The 24,187-nt window shown below is 73.1% G+C and carries 17 protein-coding genes; 13 read left to right on the top strand and 4 right to left on the bottom strand.

The features are described 5' to 3' along the window. The first annotated feature begins 44 nt into the window (after positions 1-44). The 4 genes from uvrB to ABFY03_RS09870 all read left to right on the top strand — a co-directional run bounded on the left by uvrB (position 45) and on the right by ABFY03_RS09870 (position 6,152). Positions 45-2,183 (top strand): excinuclease ABC subunit UvrB, encoded by a 2,139-nt coding sequence (gene uvrB, locus ABFY03_RS09885; RefSeq protein WP_319011125.1) that lies wholly within the window; start codon positions 45-47, stop codon positions 2,181-2,183. Between the two features lie 148 nt (positions 2,184-2,331). Further along, positions 2,332-2,910: a TerD family protein gene (locus tag ABFY03_RS09880; protein WP_030492869.1), complete on the top strand. Its 579-nt coding sequence runs from the start codon at positions 2,332-2,334 to the stop codon at positions 2,908-2,910. A 119-nt stretch (positions 2,911-3,029) separates the two neighbouring features. Further along, positions 3,030-4,904 (top strand): TerD family protein, encoded by a 1,875-nt coding sequence (locus ABFY03_RS09875; protein WP_346169700.1) that lies wholly within the window; start codon positions 3,030-3,032, stop codon positions 4,902-4,904. Positions 4,905-5,135: 231 nt separating this feature from the next. Next, entirely contained in the window at positions 5,136-6,152 is a 1,017-nt protein-coding gene (locus ABFY03_RS09870; protein ID WP_319011123.1) for a TerC/Alx family metal homeostasis membrane protein, read from the top strand. 85 nt (positions 6,153-6,237) lie between these two features. Here ABFY03_RS09870 and ABFY03_RS09865 read toward each other — a convergent pair whose 3' ends face one another. The 3 genes from ABFY03_RS09865 to ABFY03_RS09855 form a co-directional block, all read right to left on the bottom strand. After that, complete coding sequence (locus ABFY03_RS09865; protein WP_319011156.1) at positions 6,238-7,536, bottom strand: MFS transporter; 1,299 nt, start codon at positions 7,534-7,536, stop codon at positions 6,238-6,240. A 162-nt stretch (positions 7,537-7,698) separates the two neighbouring features. After that, positions 7,699-8,355: an MBL fold metallo-hydrolase gene (locus tag ABFY03_RS09860; protein ID WP_319011122.1), complete on the bottom strand. Its 657-nt coding sequence runs from the start codon at positions 8,353-8,355 to the stop codon at positions 7,699-7,701. 48 nt (positions 8,356-8,403) lie between these two features. After that, positions 8,404-9,093, bottom strand: coding sequence for a maleylpyruvate isomerase family mycothiol-dependent enzyme (locus tag ABFY03_RS09855; protein ID WP_319011121.1), 690 nt, complete (start codon positions 9,091-9,093; stop codon positions 8,404-8,406). Between the two features lie 173 nt (positions 9,094-9,266). On the opposite strand from ABFY03_RS09855, the gene uvrA reads away from it, so the two are divergent. Both uvrA and ABFY03_RS09845 read left to right on the top strand, forming a co-directional pair. Then, positions 9,267-12,284, top strand: a complete 3,018-nt coding sequence (uvrA, locus tag ABFY03_RS09850) for an excinuclease ABC subunit UvrA (protein ID WP_319011120.1) — start codon at positions 9,267-9,269, stop codon at positions 12,282-12,284. Positions 12,285-12,691: 407 nt separating this feature from the next. After that, positions 12,692-13,129 carry a Rieske (2Fe-2S) protein gene (locus ABFY03_RS09845; protein ID WP_319011119.1) on the top strand — a complete coding sequence of 146 codons (438 nt, stop codon included), beginning with the start codon at positions 12,692-12,694 and terminating at the stop codon, positions 13,127-13,129. A 4-nt stretch (positions 13,130-13,133) separates the two neighbouring features. Here ABFY03_RS09845 and ABFY03_RS09840 read toward each other — a convergent pair whose 3' ends face one another. Then, positions 13,134-14,063, bottom strand: coding sequence for a hypothetical protein (locus ABFY03_RS09840; protein WP_319011118.1), 930 nt, complete (start codon positions 14,061-14,063; stop codon positions 13,134-13,136). A 232-nt stretch (positions 14,064-14,295) separates the two neighbouring features. Between ABFY03_RS09840 and ABFY03_RS09835 the strand changes: the two genes are divergently transcribed. The 7 genes from ABFY03_RS09835 to ABFY03_RS09805 all read left to right on the top strand — a co-directional run bounded on the left by ABFY03_RS09835 (position 14,296) and on the right by ABFY03_RS09805 (position 24,121). Beyond that, on the top strand, positions 14,296-14,919 hold the full coding sequence (locus ABFY03_RS09835) for a papain-like cysteine protease family protein (protein ID WP_319011117.1): 624 nt from the start codon (positions 14,296-14,298) through the stop codon (positions 14,917-14,919). A 5-nt stretch (positions 14,920-14,924) separates the two neighbouring features. Beyond that, the gene (locus ABFY03_RS09830; RefSeq protein WP_319011155.1) at positions 14,925-15,773 is read left to right on the top strand and encodes a hypothetical protein; all 849 of its coding nucleotides are present in this window, start codon (positions 14,925-14,927) and stop codon (positions 15,771-15,773) included. Positions 15,774-15,973: 200 nt separating this feature from the next. Then, on the top strand, positions 15,974-17,956 hold the full coding sequence (gene uvrC / locus ABFY03_RS09825) for an excinuclease ABC subunit UvrC (protein WP_319011116.1): 1,983 nt from the start codon (positions 15,974-15,976) through the stop codon (positions 17,954-17,956). Then, entirely contained in the window at positions 17,953-18,933 is a 981-nt protein-coding gene (rapZ, locus tag ABFY03_RS09820) for an RNase adapter RapZ (protein ID WP_319011115.1), read from the top strand. Before uvrC ends, rapZ begins: the two co-directional genes overlap by 4 nt. After that, the gene (locus tag ABFY03_RS09815; RefSeq protein WP_319011114.1) at positions 18,930-19,970 is read left to right on the top strand and encodes a gluconeogenesis factor YvcK family protein; all 1,041 of its coding nucleotides are present in this window, start codon (positions 18,930-18,932) and stop codon (positions 19,968-19,970) included. Before rapZ ends, ABFY03_RS09815 begins: the two co-directional genes overlap by 4 nt. Continuing rightward, a complete protein-coding gene (gene whiA, locus ABFY03_RS09810) occupies positions 19,961-20,950 on the top strand; it encodes a DNA-binding protein WhiA (RefSeq protein ID WP_031002759.1) in 990 nt (329 codons plus the stop codon). The genes ABFY03_RS09815 and whiA overlap by 10 nt, the downstream gene beginning before the upstream one ends. A 219-nt stretch (positions 20,951-21,169) precedes the next feature. Next, positions 21,170-24,121: a M14 family metallopeptidase gene (locus ABFY03_RS09805; RefSeq protein WP_346169699.1), complete on the top strand. Its 2,952-nt coding sequence runs from the start codon at positions 21,170-21,172 to the stop codon at positions 24,119-24,121. The last annotated feature ends 66 nt before the right edge of the window (positions 24,122-24,187 follow it).

Raw genomic sequence — 24,187 nt, 5'->3', positions numbered from 1 at the left:
GCGATCACCCCCCGACTGTCGGTGGCGAGTCGTACGGTGGTGGCATGCGGCCCGTTTCCAAGATCGAACGTTCGGTGGCGCCCTTCGAGGTCGTCTCCTCCTACCAGCCGAGCGGTGACCAGCCGACGGCCATCGCCGAGCTGGACCGGCGCATCCGCGCCGGCGAGAAGGACGTCGTCCTGCTCGGCGCCACCGGCACCGGCAAGTCGGCCACCACGGCCTGGATGATCGAGAAGCTCCAGCGCCCCACCCTGGTGATGGCGCCGAACAAGACCCTGGCCGCCCAGCTGGCGAACGAGTTCCGCGAGCTCCTGCCGAACAACGCCGTCGAGTACTTCGTCTCGTACTACGACTACTACCAGCCCGAGGCGTACGTCCCCCAGTCGGACACCTACATCGAGAAGGACTCCTCGATCAACGAGGAGGTCGAGCGGCTGCGCCACTCCGCCACCAACTCGCTGCTCACCCGCAGGGACGTGGTCGTCGTCGCCTCCGTCTCCTGCATCTACGGCCTCGGCACCCCGCAGGAGTACGTGGACCGCATGGTCCCGCTCAAGGTCGGCGAGGAGATCGACCGCGACCAGCTGCTCCGCCGCTTCGTCGACATCCAGTACACGCGCAACGACCTCGCCTTCACGCGCGGCACCTTCCGGGTCCGCGGCGACACCATCGAGATCTTCCCCGTGTACGAGGAGCTCGCCGTCCGCATCGAGATGTTCGGCGACGAGATCGAGGCGCTCTCCACCCTCCACCCGCTGACCGGCGAGATCATCAGCGAGGACCAGCAGCTGTACGTCTTCCCCGCCAGCCACTACGTCGCCGGCCCCGAGCGCATGGAGCGGGCCGTCAACGACATCGAGCGCGAGCTCGAAGGACGCCTGGCGGAGCTGGAGAAGCAGGGCAAGATGCTGGAGGCCCAGCGGCTCCGGATGCGCACCACCTACGACATCGAGATGATGCGCCAGATCGGCTCCTGCTCCGGCATCGAGAACTACTCGATGCACTTCGACGGCCGCCTGCCCGGCTCCCCGCCCAACACCCTCCTCGACTACTTCCCCGAGGACTTCCTCCTCGTCATCGACGAGTCGCACGTCACCGTGCCGCAGATCGGCGCCATGTACGAGGGCGACGCCTCCCGCAAGCGGACCCTCGTCGACCACGGCTTCCGGCTCCCCTCCGCCCTCGACAACCGCCCGCTGAAGTGGGAGGAGTTCCAGGAGCGGATCGGCCAGACCGTCTACCTCTCCGCCACCCCCGGCACCTACGAGCTGTCCCGCTCCGACGGCTTCGTCGAGCAGATCATCCGCCCCACCGGCCTCGTCGACCCCGAGGTCGTCGTCAAGCCCACCGAGGGCCAGATCGACGACCTGGTCCACGAGATCCGGGTGCGCACCGAGCGGGACGAGCGCGTCCTCGTCACCACCCTCACCAAGAAGATGGCCGAGGACCTCACCGACTACTTCCTGGAGCTCGGCATCCAGGTCCGCTACCTGCACAGCGACGTGGACACCCTGCGCCGCATCGAGCTGCTCCGCGAGCTGCGCTCCGGCGAGTACGACGTCCTCGTCGGCATCAACCTGCTCCGCGAGGGCCTCGACCTCCCCGAGGTCTCCCTCGTCGCCATCCTCGACGCGGACAAGCAGGGCTTCCTGCGCTCCGGGACCTCCCTCATCCAGACCATCGGCCGCGCCGCGCGGAACGTCTCGGGCCAGGTCCACATGTACGCCGACACCATCACCCCGGCCATGGCGCAGGCCATCGACGAGACGAACCGGCGCCGCGAGAAGCAGGTCGCCTACAACAAGGAGCACGGGATCGACCCCCAGCCGCTCCGCAAGAAGATCAACGACATCGTCGCCACCATCGCGCGCGAGGAGGTCGACACCGAGCAGCTCCTCGGCACCGGCTACCGGCAGGCCAAGGACGGCAAGGGCGCCAAGTCCCCGGTGCCCTCGCTCGCCGCGCACGCCCCGAAGGCGGGCAAGGCCGGCGCCAAGGGCGGCTCGACGCTGGAGCTCGGCGACCGTCCCGCCGCCGAACTGGCCGGCGTCATCGAGGAGATGACGGAGCGGATGCGCGCCGCCGCCGCCGAGCTGCAGTTCGAGGTGGCCGCCCGGCTGCGCGACGAGGTCGCCGAACTCAAGAAGGAGCTGCGCCAGATGAAGGAGGCGGGCCTGGCGTGACGGCGGCGGCCCCGGCACGGACGACCGGGGCCTGAGGGGCCGGTGACGGCCCGGTGTGTTGCAAGACCGACACAAAACCGGGCCGCGCCCGGCACGTTGTCAGTGGGCCTGCGTAGGGTGCTGCCACAACGAACGAGAGGGGCAGCGCGTGACGGTCAACATGACCAAGGGGCAGGCCATCAGCCTGGAGAAGCAGGGCGGGGGCAGCCTCACCCAGGTGCGGATGGGGCTCGGCTGGCAGGCCGCGCCGCGCCGGGGACTCTTCGGCTCGCGCACCCGCGAGATCGACCTGGACGCCTCCGCGGTGCTCTTCGCCGAGAAGCAGCCGGTGGACGTGGTCTTCTTCCGCCACCTGGTCAGTGACGACGGCTCCGTCCGCCACACCGGGGACAACCTCGTGGGCGGCGTGGGCCAGGGCGGCGACGACGAGGCCATCCTCGTCGACCTCCAGCGGGTGCCCGTCCACATCGACCAGATCGTCTTCACGGTGAACTCCTTCACCGGGCAGACGTTCCAGGAGGTGCAGAACGCCTTCTGCCGTCTCGTCGACGAGACGAACGGCCAGGAGCTCGCGCGCTACACCCTGGACGGCGGCGGCCAGTACACCGCGCAGATCATGGCGAAGGTGCACCGGGCCGGCTCCGGCTGGCAGATGACGGCCCTGGGCAACCCGGCCAACGGCCGCACCTTCCAGGACCTGATGCCGGCGATCCTGCCGCACCTGTAGACCGACCGGCGGGGCCCCACGGCCCCGCCGCCGCGGCACCGCAGCTCCCGACGGGCACCGGCCCGCCGGGAGCTGCCCCGCATGACCGACCGAACAGCGCCGAGGGGAACAGAGTCCAGATGACGGCCGAGCTGGTCCGGGGGCAGAACCACCCCCTGCCCGACACCCGACTCGAACTCCGGGTGTCCGCCGGACACCCGGTCGTCGCCGGGGCCACCCTCGGCGACGAGCGGGGCCACGTGGCCGGCCCCGAGGCGATCGCCCACCCCGGCGCCCCCGTACGGCCCGGGGTCGAGGTGTCCGGGGAGGCCGCGGCCGAGCACCGCATCGCGGTGGACCTCGCCGCCCTCCCGGACTCCGTCCACCGCCTCTCCCTCCTCCTCGCCCTGCCTCCGGGCGCGGGCGGCCCGGCCCGCTTCGGCACCGCCGCCGCCCCCTTCGTGTCCGTCGCCGACCCCGCGGGCGCCGCCGTCGTGACGTACACCATCACCGGCCTCGACCGGGAGTCCGCCGTCGTCGCGCTGGAGCTCTACCGGCGCCAGGGCGCCTGGAAGGTCCGCGCCGTCGGGCAGGGGTACGAGGGCGGGCTCGCCGACCTCCTCGCCGACCAGGGCGCCCCCGCCGCCGCCGAGCTCGCCGCCGCCGTCCTGGACGCGGTCGCCCCCGCCGCGGCCCCGGTGCCGCCGCCCCTGGTCCCCGAGACCGCGACCGCCCCGGCCGACGCCACCACCACCATCAGCTACACCCACCCGAGCCGCCGCCCGGCCCCCCGGCCCGCTGCCGCGGAGCCCGGTCCGGGCCCGGCCGCCGGCACCGGAGCCGTACCGCCGCAGCCGGCCGCGCCGCCGGCCGAGTCGCGCCCGGCGCCCGTCGCCGGGGACGCCACCGGCTGGACCATGGACGAGCGGCTCTACAACCAGGTCTGGGGCATGTTCGAGGACCTGGCCCGGACCGTCGCCGCCTACCGCAGCGCCCGCGACTTCGCCGACCACCGTCTCGACCGCGCCATCGACCAGGTGCTCGCCGACCCCGGCACCCGCGTCGGGGGCGCCGGCGACGCCGCCCGGGCCGAAGCCCGCGCCACCCACGAGGAGCTGATGAGCCGCGCCCAGGAGGTCCTCGACCGGGACCTCGCGCAGCTCACCGCCGAGTCCGAGGTCGTCGAGCCCGCCCTGCCGGTCGCCTACGCCCGCTGGGACAATCCCGTCTGGCACGCCTACCGGACCCCGGAGGAGCCGCCGATGGCGATCCGCCTCGGCGACCTCCACCTCCCCGAGCGGACCGGCCTGAGGATCCCCTTCCTGGTCCGCCTGCCGCTGGAGCGCGGGATCTGGATCGACTCGGGGCCCGGCCGGACCTCGGCGGCCGGCCTGCTCGACGAGACCGAGCTGCGCCGGCTCGCCCTGGACAGCGCGGTGGCGCACACCGCCCGGCTGCTCGCCGCGTACCCCGCCGGCGCCCTCACCGTCCATGTGCTCGACCCGGCGGGCAGCGGGGCCCCCGCCTTCGGGCCGCTGGTCGAGACCGGCGTCCTGGCCGCCCCGCCGGCCCGGGGCGCGGCCGGGGTCACCGCGGTCCTCGCCCAGCTCACCGAGCGGGTCGACCTGCTCCAGATGGCGGTGCGCGGCGACGCCTCGGAGGACCTGCCGCCCGGCTTCGACGGCTCGCGCCAGCTGCTCGTCGTCCACGACTTCCCGCACGGCTTCGACGACCGGGCCGTCACCCGGCTGCGCTACCTCGCCGACGAGGGCCCCTCCGTCGGCGTGCACCTGCTGATGGTCGCGGACCGGGCGGACGCCGCCGCGTACGGACCGGTGCTCGACCCGCTCTGGCGCTCGCTGCTCCGGCTCACCCCGGTGCCCGACGACCACCTCGCCGACCCCTGGGTCGGCCACGCCTGGACGTACGAGCCGCCGACGGTGCCGCCGGGCAGCGCGGTGCTCTGGCAGGTCCTCGGACAGGTCGCGGAGGGCCGTCGACGACACCTGGGCTGACCTGGGCTTTTGGGTCCTCCTTACCCTCTCCTTTACCTTCTCTTGGTTCTTCGGGTACTCTTTTCTGAGCGGAGGGGAGTACTCCCCATGTGCGGCGTACCCGTCAATACGGACGGATCAAGGACATCCGGTCCCGGGGCGCCGGCCCGGCGGTCGCGCGAGCGACCGCGGGTGGAAGAGACCTCCGGCAGCGACGACGCTGATCAGTAGCCGTACGAAGCCGGAGGCGCAATGGACGTTTCGATGACCATCTGGGTGCTGACCGTTCTCGGTCTGTCCGCCCTCATCGCGATCGACTTCTTCATCGGGCGCAAGCCCCATGACGTGTCGATCAAGGAAGCCGGGATCTGGACGGTCGTCTGGATCGCCCTCGCCGTGCTCTTCGGCGTCGGCGTCACGATCTGGGGCGGCGGCCAGGCGGGCGGCGAGTTCTTCGCCGGCTTCATCACGGAGAAGTCGCTCAGCGTCGACAACCTCTTCGTCTTCATCCTGATCATGGCGAAGTTCTCCGTGCCGACCCACCTCCAGCAGCGGGTGCTGCTGGTCGGCGTGCTCATCGCCCTCGTCCTGCGGGCGATCTTCATCGCGGCCGGCGCCGCGATCATCGCGAGCTTCTCGTGGGTCTTCTACCTCTTCGGCGCCTTCCTCATCTACACCGCCTGGAAGCTCGTCAAGGAGGCCATGGCGGACGAGGAGGAGGACGACTGGGACGAGAACCGCCTCCTGAAGTCCATCGAGAAGAAGTTCGGCGTCGCGGACCGCTACCACGGCACCAAGCTCTTCATCGTGCAGTCCGGCAAGAAGGTCATGACGCCGCTCCTGGTCGTCATGCTGGCCATCGGCATGACCGACGTGCTGTTCGCGATGGACTCGATCCCCGCGATCTTCGGCCTGACCCAGGACCCGTACATCGTCTTCACCGCCAACGCGTTCGCCCTGATGGGTCTCCGCCAGCTGTACTTCCTCCTCGGCGGCCTGCTCAAGAAGCTGGTCCACCTCAGCTACGGCCTGTCGGTGATCCTCGGCTTCATCGGCGTGAAGCTGGTCCTGCACGCGATGCACGAGTCGGGCCTGCACGTGCCGGAGATCTCCATCCCGCTCTCCCTCTCCGTCATCTGCGGCGTGCTGGTCGTCACCACCATCACCAGCCTGATCGCCTCCCGGAAGCAGTCCGAGAAGGCCGCTCTGGAAGCCGCCGAGCACGACGGCACGGGCAGCAAGGACAGCAAGGACAGCGTCGAGGCGTGACCCCCCGCGCCCTCCACGCGTGACGGCGACGGCCGGCCCGGGCATCCCCGCCCGGGCCGGCCGCCGCCGTTCCCGCACCGCCCCGCTACGCGGGCGCCGACTCGACCGAATCCTCGACCGCCTCCTCGACGCGCCGCTCCGGCAGCGTCTCCGGCAGCAGCGCGAAGCAGCCGAGGCTCACCAGCGCCACCACCGTCAGATAGGCCGCCACCCCCCACGGCGGGCCCGAACCGCCCTCCGACAGCGTGGTCGCCACGATCGGCGTCAGCGCCCCGCCGAGCACCCCCGCCAGGTTGTAGCCCACCGCCGCGCCCGTGCAGCGCACCCGGGGCTCGTACAGCTCCGGGAGGTACGCGGCGACCACCGCGAACATGGTGATGAAGGCGAGCAGCGCCCCCAGGAAGCCCAGGAACATCAGCAGCGGCTGCCGGGTGTGCAGCAGTGCCACCAACGGGAACATCCACAGCGCCGCCCCCGCGCACCCCGCCAGGCAGAGCGGCCTGCGCCCCCAGCGGTCGCCCAGCAGGGCCAGGAACGGCGTCGCCGCGCCCTTCACGGCCACCGCCGCCATCACGCAGATGAGCATCACCGTGCTGCTCACCCCGAGCTTCTCGGTGCCGTAGGCCAGCGCCCAGGTGGAGACCGTGTAGAAGATCGCGTACCCCACGGCGAGGGCGCCGGCGGTCAGCAGGACGAGCCGCCAGTGGTCGCGTGCCACCTCGGCGAGCGGGGCGTTCGCCCGCCGCCCGGACGCGGACAGCTCCTCGAACTGCGGGGTCTCCGCGAGCGAGGAGCGCAGCAGCAGCCCGGCGGCGGCGAGCAGCCCCGCCGCCCAGAACGGCACCCGCCATCCCCACGACCGGAAGTCGGCGTCGCTCAGCCCGGCGGTGAGCGCGAGCATCACGCCGTTCGCGAGCAGGAAGCCGACCGCCGGGCCGATCTGCGGGAAGCTCGCCCACAGGGCCCGCCGGTGCGGCGGCGCGTGTTCGGCGGTGAGCAGGACGGCCCCGCCCCACTCGCCGCCGAGCCCGAGCCCCTGGAGGAAGCGGAGCACCAGCAGGAGCAGGGGAGCGGCGACGCCGATCGACTCGTACGTGGGGACGCAGCCGACCGCGACGGTGGCGCAGCCGGTGAGCAGCAGGGAGGCGAAGAGCACGGGCCGGCGCCCGTGCCGGTCCCCGATGTGCCCGAAGAGGACGGAGCCCATGGGGCGGGAGAGGAAGCCGATGGCGAAGGTGCCGAAGGCGGCGAGGGTCCCGGCGAGCGGGGAGAAGGTCGGGAAGAAGAGCGGCCCGAGGACGAGGGCGGCGGCCGTCCCGTAGACGAAGAAGTCGAAGAACTCGATGGCGGTGCCGACGAGCGAGGCGGCGGCGAGCCGGGGCATCGAGGGGCCGGGACGGGCCGCCGGTGGCGACGGAGCGTGACTGGGGTGCATGTGCCGCCAACTACCCGGCCGCCGTCCGGGTTACGGGGGCGTACGGGAGCGGCACCGGCGCCCCGCGGGGGCGCCCCCGGTGTCACCGGGGGCGCTTCGGCACCGGTCGGCTCACCAGCCGCGCTCGCGCCACTCCGGGAGGTGGGGGCGCTCGTCACCGAGCGTGGTGTCCTTGCCGTGGCCGGGGTAGACCCAGGTCTCGTCCGGCAGGGCGGCGAAGAGCTTGGTCTCGACGTCCCGGAGGAGGCTCGCGAAGGCCTCCGGGTCCTTCCAGGTGTTGCCGACGCCGCCGGGGAAGAGGCAGTCACCGGTGAAGACGTGCGGGTGCCCGTGCGGGTCGTCGTAGACCAGCGCGATCGAGCCGGGGGTGTGGCCGACGAGGTGCCGGGCGGTGAGCTCCACCTCGCCCACCCGGATCGTGTCGCCGTCCTCGACGAGGACGTCGGTGGCGACCGGGATGCCCTCCGCGTCGTACGCGCCCGCGTACGTGGTGGCGCCGGTGGCGGCGACCACCTGGGCCAGCGCCTGCCAGTGGTCGCCGTGCCGGTGGGTGGTGACGACGGCGGTGATGCCGTCGTCACCGATCAGCGTGAGCAGGGTCTCCGCGTCGTTGGCCGCGTCGACGAGCAGCTGGGCGCCGGTGGCCCGGCAGCGCAGCAGGTACGCGTTGTTGTCCATCGGGCCGACCGCGACCTTGGAGATCATCAGGTCCTTCAGCTCGTGGACGTCGGCCGGACCGCCCACCCTCACCGCTCCGCTGTACGTCATGGCCTCAGACTAGCCCCGCCCGCCGACAGCGGTCCCGGGAACAGCCGTCTAGAGCGGGGGCAGCTTCGGGAGCGGGCCGCCCTCGGTCTTCAGGGCGGAGCCGTCGCGGCGGCCGGCCAGCCAGCCGAGCAGCTCGGGGGCGGGGCCGGAGACGGTCACCGGGCCGCCCTCGGCGCCGCCGCCGGTGGTCCACGTCCGGCCGTCGTCGGCGCGCAGGCCGGTGGCGGGGACGTCCGGGTGCCCGGCGAACCGCTCGGCGAGGAAGTCGATCTCGCGCCCGACGAACTCCTCGGGGAGGTCCTCCAGCTCGTAGCCGCAGCCGAGGTCCACGTGGTGCAGGGCCACCTCGACCCAGCGGCGGAAGGGGAGCCGTGAGGCGCTGTCGGTGACGCCGTTGCGCAGCTCGACGGTGCGGCTCCAGTCGGCCGGGACGGCGGCCGCGGCCCGGAGGACCTCGGCCGTCGCGCGGACGTCGGCGAGCTGGACGTCGAGGGGGCGGGCGGCGCCGCGCTCGATGTCCGCGTCGCGGGCCTCGGCGCTCGCGTACATGGGGCGGCCTTCGAGGACGTTCACCAGAGCCTCGGCGTTCCGGGCCAGGTGGGTGAGGACGTGGCCGCGCGTCCAGCCGGGAAGCCGTGACGGCAGGGCGACGGCGGCGTTGTCCCAGGAGGCGGCGTCGGTCAGCAGCCGCTCGGTCGCTTCGTGGAGGGAGGCGAGGTCGCGCTCGTGGTCGATCATGGCGCCGACCCTAGTGCCGACCACTCGTTCGGGTGAAGCAGGCAAGCGAGCTCCGGAAATCGAATGTACGTGCTATAGGCTCGATGGTGGCAGCCGCCGACCACGGAAGCATCCGGCATCCTTGGTTGTTGGGTGTTCTGTCATCCGCTCTCTCAAGAAAGGTGCGGACCGGCGTGGCCGACCGTCTCATCGTCCGTGGCGCGCGCGAGCACAACCTCAAGAACGTCTCGCTCGATCTCCCCCGTGACTCCCTCATCGTCTTCACCGGGCTCTCGGGGTCGGGCAAGTCCTCCCTCGCGTTCGACACGATCTTCGCCGAGGGGCAGCGCCGGTACGTCGAGTCGCTCTCCTCGTACGCGCGGCAGTTCCTCGGCCAGATGGACAAGCCGGACGTGGACTTCATCGAGGGTCTCTCGCCCGCCGTCTCCATCGACCAGAAGTCGACCTCGCGCAACCCGCGCTCCACGGTCGGCACCATCACCGAGGTCTACGACTACCTCCGCCTGCTCTTCGCCCGTATCGGCAAGCCGCACTGTCCCGAGTGCCGCCGGCCGATCTCCCGCCAGTCGCCGCAGGCCATCGTCGACAAGGTCCTGGAGCTGCCCGAGGGCAGCCGCTTCCAGGTGCTCTCCCCGCTCGTGCGCGAGCGCAAGGGCGAGTTCGTCGACCTCTTCGCCGACCTCCAGACCAAGGGCTACAGCCGCGCCCGGGTCGACGGGCGGACCGTCCAGCTCAGCGAGCCGCCGACGCTCAAGAAGCAGGAGAAGCACACCATCGAGGTGGTCGTCGACCGCCTCACCGTGAAGGACAGCGCCAAGCGCCGCCTCACCGACTCCGTCGAGACCGCCCTCGGCCTCTCCGGCGGCATGGTCGTGCTCGACTTCGTCGACCTCCCCGAGGACGACCCCGAGCGCGAGAGGATGTACTCGGAGCACCTCTACTGCCCGTACGACGACCTCTCCTTCGAGGAGCTGGAGCCGCGCTCCTTCTCCTTCAACTCGCCGTTCGGCGCCTGCCCCGACTGCACCGGCATCGGCACCCGCATGGAGGTCGACCCCGAGCTGGTCGTCCCCGACGAGGAGAAGTCCCTCGACGAGGGCGCCATCCACCCGTGGTCGCACGGCCACACCAAGGAGTACTTCGGCCGGATGATCGACGGGCTGTCGCAGGCCCTCGGCTTCCGCACCGACATCCCCTACGCGGGGCTGCCGCAGCGGGCCAAGAAGGCCCTCATGTACGGCCACAAGACCCAGATCGAGGTCCGCTACCGCAACCGGTACGGGCGCGAGCGCGCCTGGACCAGCCCGGCCTTCGAAGGCGCCGTCTCCTTCGTGAAGCGGCGCCACAGCGAGGCCGAGAGCGACTCCAGCCGGGAGCGCTTCGAGGGGTACATGCGCGAGGTGCCCTGCCCCACCTGCGAGGGCTCCCGCCTGAAGCCGATCGTGCTCGCGGTCACCGTGATGGAGAAGTCCATCGCCGAGGTCTCCGCCATGTCGATCAGCGACTGCGCCGAGTTCCTGGGCCGCCTCACGCTCAACGCCCGCGACAAGAAGATCGCCGAGCGGGTCCTCAAGGAGGTCAACGAGCGGCTCCGCTTCCTCGTCGACGTCGGCCTCGACTACCTCTCGCTCAACCGCGCGGCCGGCACCCTCTCCGGCGGCGAGGCGCAGCGCATCCGGCTCGCCACCCAGATCGGCTCCGGCCTGGTCGGCGTCCTCTACGTGCTCGACGAGCCGTCCATCGGCCTCCACCAGCGCGACAACCACCGCCTGATCGAGACCCTGGTCCGCCTCCGCGACATGGGCAACACGCTCATCGTCGTCGAGCACGACGAGGACACCATCAAGGTCGCCGACTGGATCGTGGACATCGGCCCCGGCGCCGGCGAGCACGGCGGCAAGGTCGTCCACTCCGGCACCTTGAAGGAGCTCCTGGCCAACGAGGAGTCCATGACCGGGCAGTACCTGTCCGGCCGCCGCGCGATCACCACCCCCGACATCCGGCGCCCCGTCGACCCCGGCCGGCTGCTCACCGTGCACGGCGCCCGGGAGAACAACCTGCGGGACATCGACGTCTCGTTCCCGCTGGGCGTCCTCACCGCCGTCACCGGCGTCTCCGGCTCCGGCAAGTCGACGCTGGTCAACGACATCCTCTACACCCACCTGGCGCGCGAGCTGAACGGCGCGAAGACGGTGCCCGGGCGGCACACGCGCGTGGAGGGCGACGACCTCGTCGACAAGGTGGTGCACGTCGACCAGTCGCCGATCGGCCGCACCCCGCGCTCGAACCCGGCGACGTACACCGGCGTCTTCGACCACGTCCGCAGGCTCTTCGCGGAGACGATGGAGGCGAAGGTGCGGGGCTACCTGCCCGGCCGCTTCTCCTTCAACGTCAAGGGCGGGCGCTGCGAGAACTGCTCCGGCGACGGCACCATCAAGATCGAGATGAACTTCCTCCCGGACGTGTACGTGCCGTGCGAGGTCTGCCACGGGGCCCGGTACAACCGGGAGACCCTGGAGGTCCACTACAAGGGCAAGTCCATCGCCGAGGTGCTGGACATGCCGATCGAGGAGGCCCTCGACTTCTTCGAGGCCGTGCCCACGATCGCCCGCCACCTGCGGACGCTCAACGAGGTCGGGCTCGGCTACGTCCGGCTCGGCCAGTCGGCGCCGACGCTCTCCGGCGGCGAGGCGCAGCGCGTCAAGCTCGCGTCCGAGCTCCAGAAGCGCTCGACGGGACGGACGGTGTACGTCCTGGACGAGCCGACGACCGGTCTGCACTTCGAGGACATCTCGAAGCTGATCAAGGTGCTGTCGGGCCTGGTCGACAAGGGCAACTCGGTGATCGTCATCGAGCACAACCTCGATGTCATCAAGACCGCCGACTGGGTCATCGACATGGGCCCCGAGGGCGGCAGCGGCGGCGGCACGGTCGTCGCCGAGGGCACCCCGGAGGAGGTCGCCTCGGAGCCTGCCAGCCACACCGGCAAGTTCCTCCGCGAGATCCTCGGTGCCGAGCGGATCAGCGACGCGGGGGTGCCCGCGGCCCGCGGCTCGGCGAAGAAGGCGGGGGCCAGGAAGACGGCGGCGAAGAAGGCGCCGGCCGCGGCGAAGACGGCCGCGAAGAAGACGGCCGCGGCGAAGAAGGCCGCGCCGGCCAAGAAGACGGCGACCCGCGCCCGCAAGGCGTGACGCCGCCGCCGGACCGTCCGGGGCCCAGAGCCCCGGACGGTCCGGCGTGCGTCGGCACGGGCGGGCGCGGCCGTACGGCGTACGCCAGGCGTGTGGCCGCGGCCCGACGCCCGTGTGGCCGCGGTCCGACGCCCGCCCGTGGCCGCCGCGCCACGCCCGTGTGGCCGTGGTGCCGCGCCCCTGCGGCTGCCGCCCCACGCCCGTGTGCGCCGCCGCCCCACGCCCGTGTGGCCGCGGTCCGACGCCCGCCCGTGGCCGCCGTGCGGCACCCGGGTGACCGTGGTCCGGACTGCCCCGCCGACGAGAGGGGTACGGGGCTGGGGGCGTGTGAGCCCGGCCGAAACCGCATCAAAGGGCGCGGGTATCGTCGGGGCTGACCACCGTCCCCCCGCCTCCGTGGAGCGATCATGTCCGGCCAGTCCACCCGCCGCACCGTCCTGAAGGGTGCCGCTCTCGCCGGTGCCGCCGGGCTGGGAGTCGCCGCCTGCTCCACCGACTCCAAGCTGGGGCACGCCCAGGTGCCGACGCCGACCGCGCCGGTCGCCCTCGGCTCGCCGGACGAGGTCCCCGTCGGCGGCGCCAAGCTCTACCGCGAGCAGCGGGTGCTGGTCAGCTGCCCGGCCAAGGGCGAGTACAAGGCGTTCAGCGCCCAGTGCACCCACGCCGGCTGCGTCCTCGACAAGATCGAGGACAACGAGGGCAACTGCCCCTGCCACGGCAGCCGCTTCGACGTCACCACCGGCAAGGCCCTCAAGGGCCCCGCCACCGTCCCGCTGCCCGCCGTCGAGGTCCGCGTCGAGGACGGCAGGCTCGTCGCCGGACCGAAGGCCGCACCCTCCGCCTGAGGCTTCAGGACCAGTCCCAGTCGATCCCCAGGATCCCCGGGCGTACCCCCTGCTCCACCAGGTGCACCGTGCGGTGCCGGCCGCCGAGCGTCAGCTCCGTGCGGCCACCGCGCGGCGCGCCCGCCGACGCCTGGGCGAAGCGTCTGCACCGTACCGGCAGTGCCGCCTCGTCGAAGGCGACCTGCAGCACGTACTGCCCGCCCGCGAAGGTGAAGCCGCGCACGTACTCGCCGCTGGGGCCGGCCGTCCCGTCCTCGAAGCCGTACGTGAACAGGTGCGTGTCGCCGGCCCGCAGCCGCGCGTCGAAGAGCAGCTCGGCGACGAGCACCCCCGTCTCGGCGTGCCATCGCACCCGCCCCGTACGGCAGTTCTCCACCGCCCGCACCCGCACCCGCGCCGGATCGCAGCCCGGGTCGCCGTGGTGGATGGCCAGGTAGCGGTCGACGCCGTCCCGGTGCGCGCGCACCACGTGCTGCGACTCGCGCCCCACCAGCTCCCGGCCCGGTCCGATCCGCACCCGCTCGTGGTGGCCCACCGTGTGCAGCCCGCCGTCCGCCGGTGACTCCAGCTCCGCGAAGAGCTGCTCCACGGCGCCCGACGCCTCCACCAGCGAGCGGTACGAGCGGGCCGCCGGCCGCTCCACGCCCTCCCGGCCCGCCGTGTCCTCCGCCAGCAGCCGCAGCAGCGAGTTCCCCGGCAGCTGGAGCACCTCCTCCAGGGCCCTGACCGCCTTCAGCGACTCCGGCCGCTGGGGCCGCCGGGCACCCTGCTGCCAGTAGCTCAGCGAGGTGACCCCGACCTTCACGCCCCGGTGGGCGAGATGGTGCTGGACCCGCTGGAGCGGCAGACCGCGCACGGCCAGCGCGGTGCGCAGCGCCAGATGGAAGGGGCCGGTGTGCAGCAGCTGCACCAGATCGGCCTCGGTGTGGCTCACACGGGCTCCTCGGTGAACGTTCACGCCCGGGCACGGACCGCCGCGGCCCGGACGGTGGGCGGGCTGGTGGACAGCGGGCCCGCGTTCACACTCGCGCCACACCGTTCACAGCCCGATGTCACCCCGCATTGAAGCGTGTTGACCCGATCCGGACAACGACCGATGCTCCAAGCGGTGTCCGGACGCCGCCCCACCCCCCACTCATCCCCACCCCCCGCACTGGGAGGAACCCATGAGGAACCCCATGCGCAGACGACTCCGGCACAGGAGGAGCGGACTCGTGGCGTTCGCCGCCGCCGCGGTCCTGCTCGCCCCCGCCGCGGTCTCGGCGTCCGCCGCGCCGGCCCCGGCACCCGCCGGGACCACCGCCGCCTACGCCGCCAAGCGCCTGAACATCACCATGCAGGCCCAGCAGAAGACCAACTGGTGCTGGGCCGCCGCCGGCAACACCATCGCCACCTGGTACGGCCGCGGCTACAGCCAGAACCAGTTCTGCAACGCCGCCTTCCAGCGGCAGCAGGGCTACGACTGCCCCAACTGGCAGGCCACCCTCGGCAACGTCCAGACCGGCCTCTCCTGGGCGGGCATCAGCCCCGGCTCGTACGTCGACGGCTGGCTGCGCTACTCCACCGTCCAGACCGAGATCAACGCCGGCCGTCCGGTCGAGACCCGCATCCAGTGGTCGAGCGGTGGCGGCCACATGCACGTGCTGTACGGCTACGACGACGCGAACAGCTGGGTGTACTGGGGAGACCCGTGGCCTTCCAGCGATCGCTACAACTGGGCCTCGCACGCGTGGTACGTGAACAACGCCTCCTTCTCCTGGACCCACTCCCTCTACCGGATCGGGGCGTGACCACCATGACCACCACGGCACTCGCCACCGGAGCAGCCGCCGCGCTCCTCGTCCTCGGCGCCGCCGCCCCCGCGGCAGCCGCCCCGGGCGCCGAGCCCCTGCCGACCGCGCCGACCGCCGAGCGGGCCGCCGGCGCGCCGGAGACCCTCGCCACCCTGGGCCGCTTCTTCGCCCGCGACGGCGCGCTCGCCCCGGCCGCCGCGGCGCCCCGGATATCCGGCCCGTCGGTCCCGGTGCGGATCCTCTCCGCCGACTTCGTCGCCGGCACGGCGGGCGCGCCGGTGGCCCGCGAGGAGTACCGGGCCAGCCTCGCCGTCGCCGCCGACGGGCAGAAGGCGTCCCTGTGGACCGTGCGCCGCCCCGGCGGCTGGCAGGTGGTGAACATCGCCACCGGCGACGACGAGATCCGCTACGCGCGCGTGGGGGCCCGGAAACTCCCCGGGGGCCTCGTCTTCCGCGAACCGCAGATCGACGCCTGGTACGTCCAGAAGGGCACGAAGGTGCTGCCGCTGGACGAGGACGCGGTGACCGCCGTCGGCCCCGAGGGCACCACCCTCGCCGCCTACCGGGACCGGGTCACGCGCGCGTACGCCGACAAGCTCCCCAACTCCGGCTACGCCCGCAAGGGCGCGGCGGGCGGCTACGCCCCCGGGGCGGCGGGTTCCGCACCCGCGGCCGCCGCCGGGCCCGCCGCGCCCGCCGAGGGCACGGCGGCGGGCGGCCCCCGCCACCAGCCGGCCGCCGCCACCGCCGCCTCCACGGTCGCCGCCTTCGGCGCCGTGGCGGCCCTCGCCCTGATCGGCGCCACCGCGCTGCGCCGCCGCGCGGCGGCCCGCCGCATCCGGGAGTCCTGACCGCCCGGGACCCGACGGCCCGGCCCGGACCCCCGCGAGGCGGCCCGGGCCGGGCACGCACCCGCCCGACCCGTACGCCCCCGGCGGAGACGGCGCCCCGCGACCGCACCACCCCGGGCCCACGCGCCCGGGCCCCGGGGCCCCTTCCGGGGGCCGCGCGGGCGCCCGTCGTGTCGGTCCCCGCCAGTAGGGTGGGGGCCATGGCCGACCCCTCCAGCTACCGCCCCAAGCCGGGTCAGATCCCGGACACGCCGGGTGTCTACAAGTTCCGGGACGAGCACCGGCGGGTGATCTACGTCGGGAAGGCGAAGTCGCTGAAGCAGCGGCTGGCGAACTACTTCCAGCCGCTCGCGAGCCTGCACCCGCGGACCGCCACCATGGTGACCACGGCCGCCTCCGTGGAGTGGACGGTGGTCTCCACCGAGGTCGAGGCGCTCCAGCTGGAGTACTCCTGGATCAAGGAGTACGACCCCCGGTTCAACGTGAAGTACCGGGACGACAAGAGCTACCCCTACCTCGCGGTCACCCTGAACGAGGAGTTCCCGCGCGTCCAGGTCATGCGCGGCCACAAGAAGAAGGGCGTACGGTACTTCGGGCCGTACGCGCACGCGTGGGCGATCCGCGAGACCGTCGACCTCATGCTGCGGGTCTTCCCGGTGCGGACCTGCTCGGCCGGCGTGTTCCGGAACGCCGCCTCGGCCGGCCGGCCCTGCCTCCTCGGCTACATCGGCAAGTGCTCGGCGCCCTGCGTCGGCCGGGTATCGCCCGAGGAGCACCGCGAACTGGCCGACGAGTTCTGCGACTTCATGGCCGGCCGCACCGGCACCTACATCCGCCGCCTGGAGAAGCAGATGACGGCGGCGGCCGAGGAGATGGAGTACGAGAGGGCCGCCCGGCTCCGCGACGACATAGAGGCCCTGCGGCGGGCCATGGAGAAGAGCGCCGTCGTCCTCGCCGACGCCACCGACGCCGACCTCATCGCCCTCGCCGAGGACGAGCTGGAGGCCGCCGTCCAGATCTTCCACGTCCGCGGCGGACGCGTCCGCGGCCAGCGCGGCTGGGTCACGGACAAGGTCGAGGCCGTCTCCACCGGCGGGCTCGTCGAACACGCCCTCCAGCAGCTGTACGGCGAGGAGAGCGGCGACGCCGTGCCCAAGGAGGTCCTGGTCCCGGCGCTGCCGGAGGACGCCGAGGCGGTCACCCAGTGGCTCTCCGGCCGCCGCGGGTCCCAGGTCTCGCTGCGGATCCCGCAGCGCGGCGACAAGAAGGACCTGATGGCCACCGTCGCCCGCAACGCCCAGCAGGCCCTCGTCCTCCACAAGACCAAGCGCGCCAGCGACCTCACCACCCGCTCCCGGGCCCTGGAGGAGATCGCCGAGGCCCTGGACCTGGAGTCGGCGCCGCTGCGCATCGAGTGCTTCGACATCTCCCACCTGCAGGGCGAGGACGTCGTCGCGTCCATGGTCGTCTTCGAGGACGGGCTGCCCCGCAAGAGCGAGTACCGCCGCTTCCAGATCAAGGGCTTCGAGGGCCAGGACGACGTCCGCTCCATGCACGAGGTGATCGGCCGCCGCTTCCGCCGCTACCTCGCCGAGAAGGAGAAGACGGGGGAGTGGGGCGAGGACGGCGAGGTCGCCGTGGACGAGGCCGGCGACGACGGCCGGCCCAAGCGCTTCGCCTACCCGCCGCAGCTCGTCGTCGTCGACGGCGGACAGCCGCAGGTGGCCGCCGCCCGCCGGGCCCTGGACGAGCTCGGCATCGACGACGTCGCCGTCTGCGGCCTCGCCAAGCGCCTGGAGGAGGTCTGGCTGCCCGGCGAGGACGACCCGGTGGTGCTGCCCCGCTCCAGCGAGGGCCTCTACCTCCTCCAGCGGGTCCGTGACACGGCTCACGACTTCGCCATCCGCTACCAGCGGTCCAAGCGCACCAAACGGCTCCGCAGCAGCCCCCTCGACGCCGTCCCCGGCCTCGGCGACACGCGCAAACAGGCCCTGATCAAGCATTTCGGCTCGGTGAAGCGGCTGAGGCAGGCGACAATCGAGCAGATCTGTGAGGTCCCCGGCTTCGGCCGGAAGACCGCGGAGGCGGTCGCCGTGGCCCTGGCCCAGGCGGCCCCCGCCGCACCCGCCGTGAACACGGCCACAGGAGAGATCATGGAAGACGACGGGGGCACCACCGCATGACCGACCGCCACCCCGGCGACGGGCACCACACGCACGACGGGCACCACCGAGAAGACGGAGCAGGACACGTGAGTACGGGCACGAAGGAGACCGCGGGCGACAACGGCGCCGAGGCGGCCATCCCCGAGCTGGTGATCATCTCCGGCATGTCCGGAGCCGGCCGTTCCACCGCGGCGAAGTGTCTGGAGGACCTGGGCTGGTTCGTCGTCGACAACCTGCCGCCCGCGCTGATCCCCACCATGGTGGAGCTCGGCGCCCGCTCCCAGGGCAACGTCGCCCGCATCGCGGTCGTCGTCGACGTCCGCGGCCGGCAGTTCTTCGACGCCCTGCGCGAGTCCCTCGCCGACCTGGACGCCAAGCAGGTCACCCGCCGGATCGTCTTCCTGGAGTCCTCCGACGAGGCCCTGGTCCGCCGCTTCGAGTCGGTCCGCCGCCCCCACCCGCTCCAGGGCGACGGCCGCATCGTCGACGGCATCGCCGCCGAGCGCGACCTGCTGCGCGAGCTGCGCGGCGACGCCGACCTGGTGATCGACACCTCCAGCCTCAACGTGCACGAGCTGCGCGCCAAGATGGACGCCCAGTTCGCCGGCGAGGAGGAGCCCGAGCTGCGGGCCACCGTCATGTCCTTCGGGTTCAAGTACGGCCTGCCCGTCGACGCCGACCTCGTCGTGGACATGCGCTTCCTGCCCAACCCGCACTGGGTCCCCGAGCTGCGCCCCTACACCGGCCTCAACGAGGAGGTGGCGAACTACGTCTACAACCAGCCGGGCGCCAAGGAGTTCCTGGACCGCTACACCGAGCTGCTCCAGCTGATCGCCGCCGGCTACCGCCGCGAGGGCAAGCGGTACGTCACCATCGCCGTCGGCTGCACCGGCGGCAAGCACCGCTCCGTCGCCACCGCCGAGAAGCTCGCCGCCCGCATCGCCGCCGAGGGCGTGGAGACGGTGGTCGTCCACCGCGACATGGGGCGCGAGTGAAGCCGTACCGCCGGCGCTCCTCCTCCACCCTCTCGGTGAAGCGGACGCTCCGCAGGCGCGGCGCCCAGCCGAAGGTCGTCGCCCTCGGCGGCGGCATGGGCCTCTCCGCCTCCCTCGCCGCGCTGCGGCGGATCACCGGCGACCTCACCGCCGTCGTCACCGTCGCCGACGACGGGGGCTCCAGCGGCCGGCTCCGGGAGGAGCTGGGCGTGCTGCCCCCGGGCGACCTCCGCAAGGCGCTCGCCGCCCTCTGCGGCGACGACGACTGGGGCCAGACCTGGGCCCGGGTCATCCAGCACCGCTTCCAGTCCAAGGGCGAGATGGGCGGCCACGCCGTCGGCAACCTGCTGATCGTCGCCCTCTGGGAACAGCTCGGCGGCGACCCCGTGCAGGCCCTCGACCTGGTCGGCCGGCTGCTCGGCGCGCAGGGCCGGGTGCTGCCCATGTCCGCCGTGCCGCTGGAGCTCCAGGCCCTGGTCAGGGGCCACGACCCGGCGCGCCCGGACGACGTCGACACCGTACGCGGCCAGGCCACCGTGGCGCTCACCCCGGGCGAGGTGCAGTCCGTGCACCTGGTGCCGCACGACCCGCCGGCCGTGCCGGAGGCCGTCGCGGCGGTCCTCGACGCGGACTGGGTCGTCCTCGGCCCGGGCTCCTGGTTCTCCTCGGTGATCCCGCACCTCCTGGTGCCCGAACTGCTCGACGCGCTCGTCGAGACCAAGGCCCGCAAGGTGCTCTCGCTGAACCTCGCGCCCCAGCCGGGAGAAACAGAGGGCTTCTCCCCGCAGCGTCATTTGGAGGTTTTGGGACGACACGCCCCTAAACTCGCCCTGGACGTGGTGCTGGCCGACGAGGCCGCCGTGCCCGACGTGTCAGCCAGGGAACCCCTCGTCGACGCCGCCAAGCGGCTCGGCGCCGCGGTCGAGCTGGCGCCGGTGGCCCGCGCCGACGGTTCTCCGAAGCACGACCCGGAGCAGTTGGCCGCCGCGTACGACCGTATTTTTCGGATGCATGGAAGGATCGGCCCATGGCGATGACGGCAGCGGTGAAGGACGAGATCTCCCGGCTTCCCGTCACCCGGACCTGCTGCCGGAAGTCGGAGGTCTCGTCGATCCTCCGGTTCGCCGGCGGCCTGCACCTGGTCAGCGGCCGGATCGTGATCGAGGCGGAGCTCGACACGGCGATGGCGGCCCGGCGGCTGAAGCGGGACATCCTGGAGATCTTCGGGCACAGCTCGGAACTGATCGTGATGGCCCCCGGCGGACTGCGGCGCGGCTCCCGCTTCGTGGTGCGCGTGGTGGCCGGCGGCGACCAGCTGGCCCGCCAGACGGGCCTGGTCGACGGCCGCGGCCGCCCCATCCGGGGCCTCCCCCCGCAGGTCGTCTCCGGGGCCACCTGTGACGCCGAGGCGGCCTGGCGCGGCGCCTTCCTCGCCCACGGCTCGCTCACCGAGCCGGGCCGCTCCTCCTCCCTGGAGGTGACCTGCCCCGGCCCGGAGGCCGCGCTCGCCCTGGTCGGCGCCGCCCGCCGGCTCTCCATCGCCGCCAAGGCCCGCGAGGTCCGCGGGGTGGACCGGGTCGTGGTCCGCGACGGCGACGCGATCGGCGCCCTGCTCACCCGGCTCGGCGCGCACGAGTCGGTGCTGGCCTGGGAGGAGCGGCGGATGCGCCGCGAGGTCCGCGCCACCGCCAACCGGCTGGCCAACTTCGACGACGCCAACCTGCGCCGCTCGGCCCGTGCCGCCGTCGCCGCCGGCGCCCGGGTGCAGCGCGCCCTGGAGATCCTGGCGGACGAGGTGCCCGAGCACCTCGCGGCGGCCGGCCGGCTGCGCATGGAGCACAAGCAGGCGTCCCTGGAGGAGCTGGGCGCCCTCGCCGACCCGCCGCTCACCAAGGACGCGGTGGCCGGCCGGATCCGCCGGCTGCTCGCCATGGCCGACAAGCGGGCGCAGGACCTGGGCATCCCCGGCACCGAGTCGAACCTGACGGAGGAGCTGGACGAGAGCCTGGTCGGCTGAGCCCGGCCCCCGGCCCCGACGGCCCCCGCCCCACCCGGGCGGGGGCCGTCCCCGTGTCCGGGGAATCCCGAACTCCGGTGTGGAGGAACCCTTCTGAGGCCCCATCAGCATCCGGGTGTCACAGGGGCGTTGCCGCGAGGCGCCCTTGACAGGCCCATGGGCGCCCATGAGCCTGGCTCCGTTCTTCTTCGTGACGGATCACACCGAGGGGGGCTTTTGATGAGACGAAGGGCGCGCGCGGTTCTCGCCGCCGCCTCACTGCTGATCGCCGGGCTCGCGGCGGCACCCGCCGCCGGGGCGCGGCCGGCGGACCCGGAGGGCGACGCCCTCTCCGTATGGCGGGCCACGGTCACCAAGGAGCAGGTGCCCCTGCTCCTCGACGCCGGGGCCGACGGGCACGAACTGACCGAGCAGGTGCCCGAGCGCGGCACCGCCACCGTCGAGGTCTACCTCACTGAGGCGCAGGCCGGGGCGCTGCGCGACCGGGGCGTACCGGTCGCCGAGCACGACCCGGGCCCGGCCGCCGCCCGCCGCGCGGCCGCCGCCGGCGACGGCGTCTTCCGCCCGTACGGCGGCCCCGGCGGCCTCAAGGAGGAGCTCCTCGCCACCGCCGCCGCCCACCCCGGCCTCACCAAGGTCGTCTCGATCGGCAAGACCCTCAAGGGCCAGGACATCCTCGCGGTCAAGGTCACCAAGGGCGCCCGGCAGGCCAAGGACGGCAGCAGGCCGGCCACGCTGTACCTCTCCAACCAGCACGCCCGCGAGTGGATCACCCCGGAGATGACAAGGCGGCTGCTCCACCACTACCTCGACAACTACGGCACCGACGAGCGGATCACCCGGATCGTCGACTCCACCGAGCTGTGGTTCGTGCTCTCGGCCAACCCCGACGGGTACGACTTCACCCACGCCGACCCGGCCAACCGCCAGTGGCGCAAGAACCTCCGCGACAACGACGGCGACGGCGTGATCGCCCCCGGCGACGGCGTCGACCTCAACCGGAACTTCGCCTACAAGTGGGGCTACGACGACGAGGGCTCGTCCCCCGACCCCGCCGACGAGACCTTCCGCGGCAAGGGCCCCATGTCCGAGCCGGAGACCCGGGCCCTGGACGCCTTCCAGAAGCGCATCGGCTTCTCGTACGGCATCAACTACCACTCCGCCGCCCAGCTGATCCTCTACGGCGTCGGCTGGCAGGTCGCCACCGACACCCCCGACGACATCCCCCTCAAGGCGCTCGCCGGCACCCCGCAGAACTCCGCGGTCCCCGGCTACCGGCCGCAGGTCTCCTCCGAGCTGTACATCACCAACGGCGAGGCGGACGGACACGCCGCCAACGTCAACGGCATGCAGATGTTCACCCCCGAGATGTCCACCTGCGCCACCGCCTCCCGGGTCGACCCGAACGACGCCTGGGAGCCCGCCGACTGCGCCTCCGTCTTCACCTTCCCCGACGACGAGAGGCTGATCCAGGCCGAGTTCGCCAAGAACATCCCCTTCGCGCTCGCCGTCGCCGAGTCGGCCGCCCGCCCCGACGACCCGGTCTCCCCGGTCGGCGCCGAGGCCCCGGCCCTCACCCCCGACGCCTTCACCACCTCCTACGCCCCCGCCGGCGAGGAGCAGCCGGTCGCCGTCACCGCCCGGAAGTCGCTGCGCGCCAAGACCCTCCACTACCGGATCAACGGCGGCCGCACCCACCGCGCCGGCGTCGAGGCCTGGGAGGGCGGGGAGACCTACGGCGGCGACGACAACCTGTACTACGACCAGTACCGCGGCGAGGTGCGGGGCGCCCGGCCCGGCGACTCCGTCGAGGTCTGGTTCACCGCCCGCGACCGCGCCGGGAAGACCACCGCCACCACCCCCTTCACGTACCGGGTCGCCGAGCGCGCCCGCGGCGACGTCCTCGTCCTCGCCGAGGAGGGCGGTACGAGCCCGGCCGCGCACGCCGACACCTACGTGCGGGCGCTCGCCGCGACCGGCCGGAAGGCCGCCGTCTGGGACGTCGCGGGGCAGGGCGCCCCGCACGCCCTCGGCGTCCTCTCCCACTTCCGCACCGTCGTCTGGTACACCGGCGCCGAGCGCCCCTCCGGGGCCGTCCAGCTCGCCGTCCGCGCGTACCTCAACGAGGGCGGCAAGCTGGTCAACGCCGGCGAGAAGAGCGGCGGGCTCACCCGGATCGGCCGGGCCGAGTCCAACGACTTCGCCCAGTACTGGCTCGGCGCCTACCACCGGGCCGGACTGAACGGCCCGGCCTCCTTCGCCGGCGCCGGCCGCCTCACCGGCGCGGGCACCGGGCTCGGCGCCGCCGACGGCAACCCGCTCGACAACGCGGGCGCCTACACCGTCACCTCCGACAGCCTCGACCCGGAGCGGTTCCCGCAGTTCGCCTCCAGCGCCGCGGCCGGCGACTACCCGGGCCTGCGGACCCCCTTCGAACCGGCCGAGGGCAGCACCTTCGCCGCCGTCCGGCACGCCGACGACACCTGGGCCCGGCTCACCCGGACCGTCGACCTCACCGGCACCGCCGCGGCCGCCGGCCCCCGGCTCGACTTCCAGATCAGCTACGACACCGAGCCCGGCTACGACAACCTCGTCGTCGAGGCCCGGACCGTCGGACAGGACGACTGGACCACCCTGCCGGACCGGAACGGCGGCACCTCCACGGAGCCGCCCGCCGACTGCGGCGAGGGCTACTACCTGAGGCTCCACCCCGCCCTCGGCCGCTACCTCACCCTCGGCGCGGACGGCTGCGCGCCGACCGGCACCACCGGCGCCTGGAACGCCTTCACCGGCCCGTCCAACGGCTGGCGGCAGGCCTCCGTCGACCTCTCCGCCTACGCGGGCAAGCAGGTCGAGCTCTCCCTCTCGTACGTCTCCGACCCCGGCACCGGCGAGACCGGCGCCTTCGTCGACGACGTCCGGCTGGTCACCGCGGCCGGCACCGAGCACGAGGGCTTCGAGAGCTCGCCGGGCGCCTGGACCGTCCCCGGCGCCCCGGCCGGCAGCCCCGGCAACACCGCCGACTGGACCCGCTCGCCGGCCCTGTTCCACTCCGTCGCCGCCGTCACCACCCGCGACACCGTCCTCCTCGGCTTCGGCCTGGAGCACGTCGCCACCGCGGCCGAACGGCAGCGGCTCCTCGACCGCGCCCTCACCGCGCTCCGCCGCTGACGGAGAGTAGTGGGGACGAAGGTCCCAAGACGGCCCGTACCCGGTGGCGGGTACGGGCCGTCGGCC

This window comes from Streptomyces roseofulvus (assembly GCF_039534915.1).
GTDB classification, from domain to species: Bacteria; Actinomycetota; Actinomycetes; order Streptomycetales; family Streptomycetaceae; genus Streptomyces; species Streptomyces roseofulvus.
The sequence above is the reverse complement of the archived record's forward strand: the minus strand, read 5'-3'. Positions and strand labels throughout refer to the sequence as shown.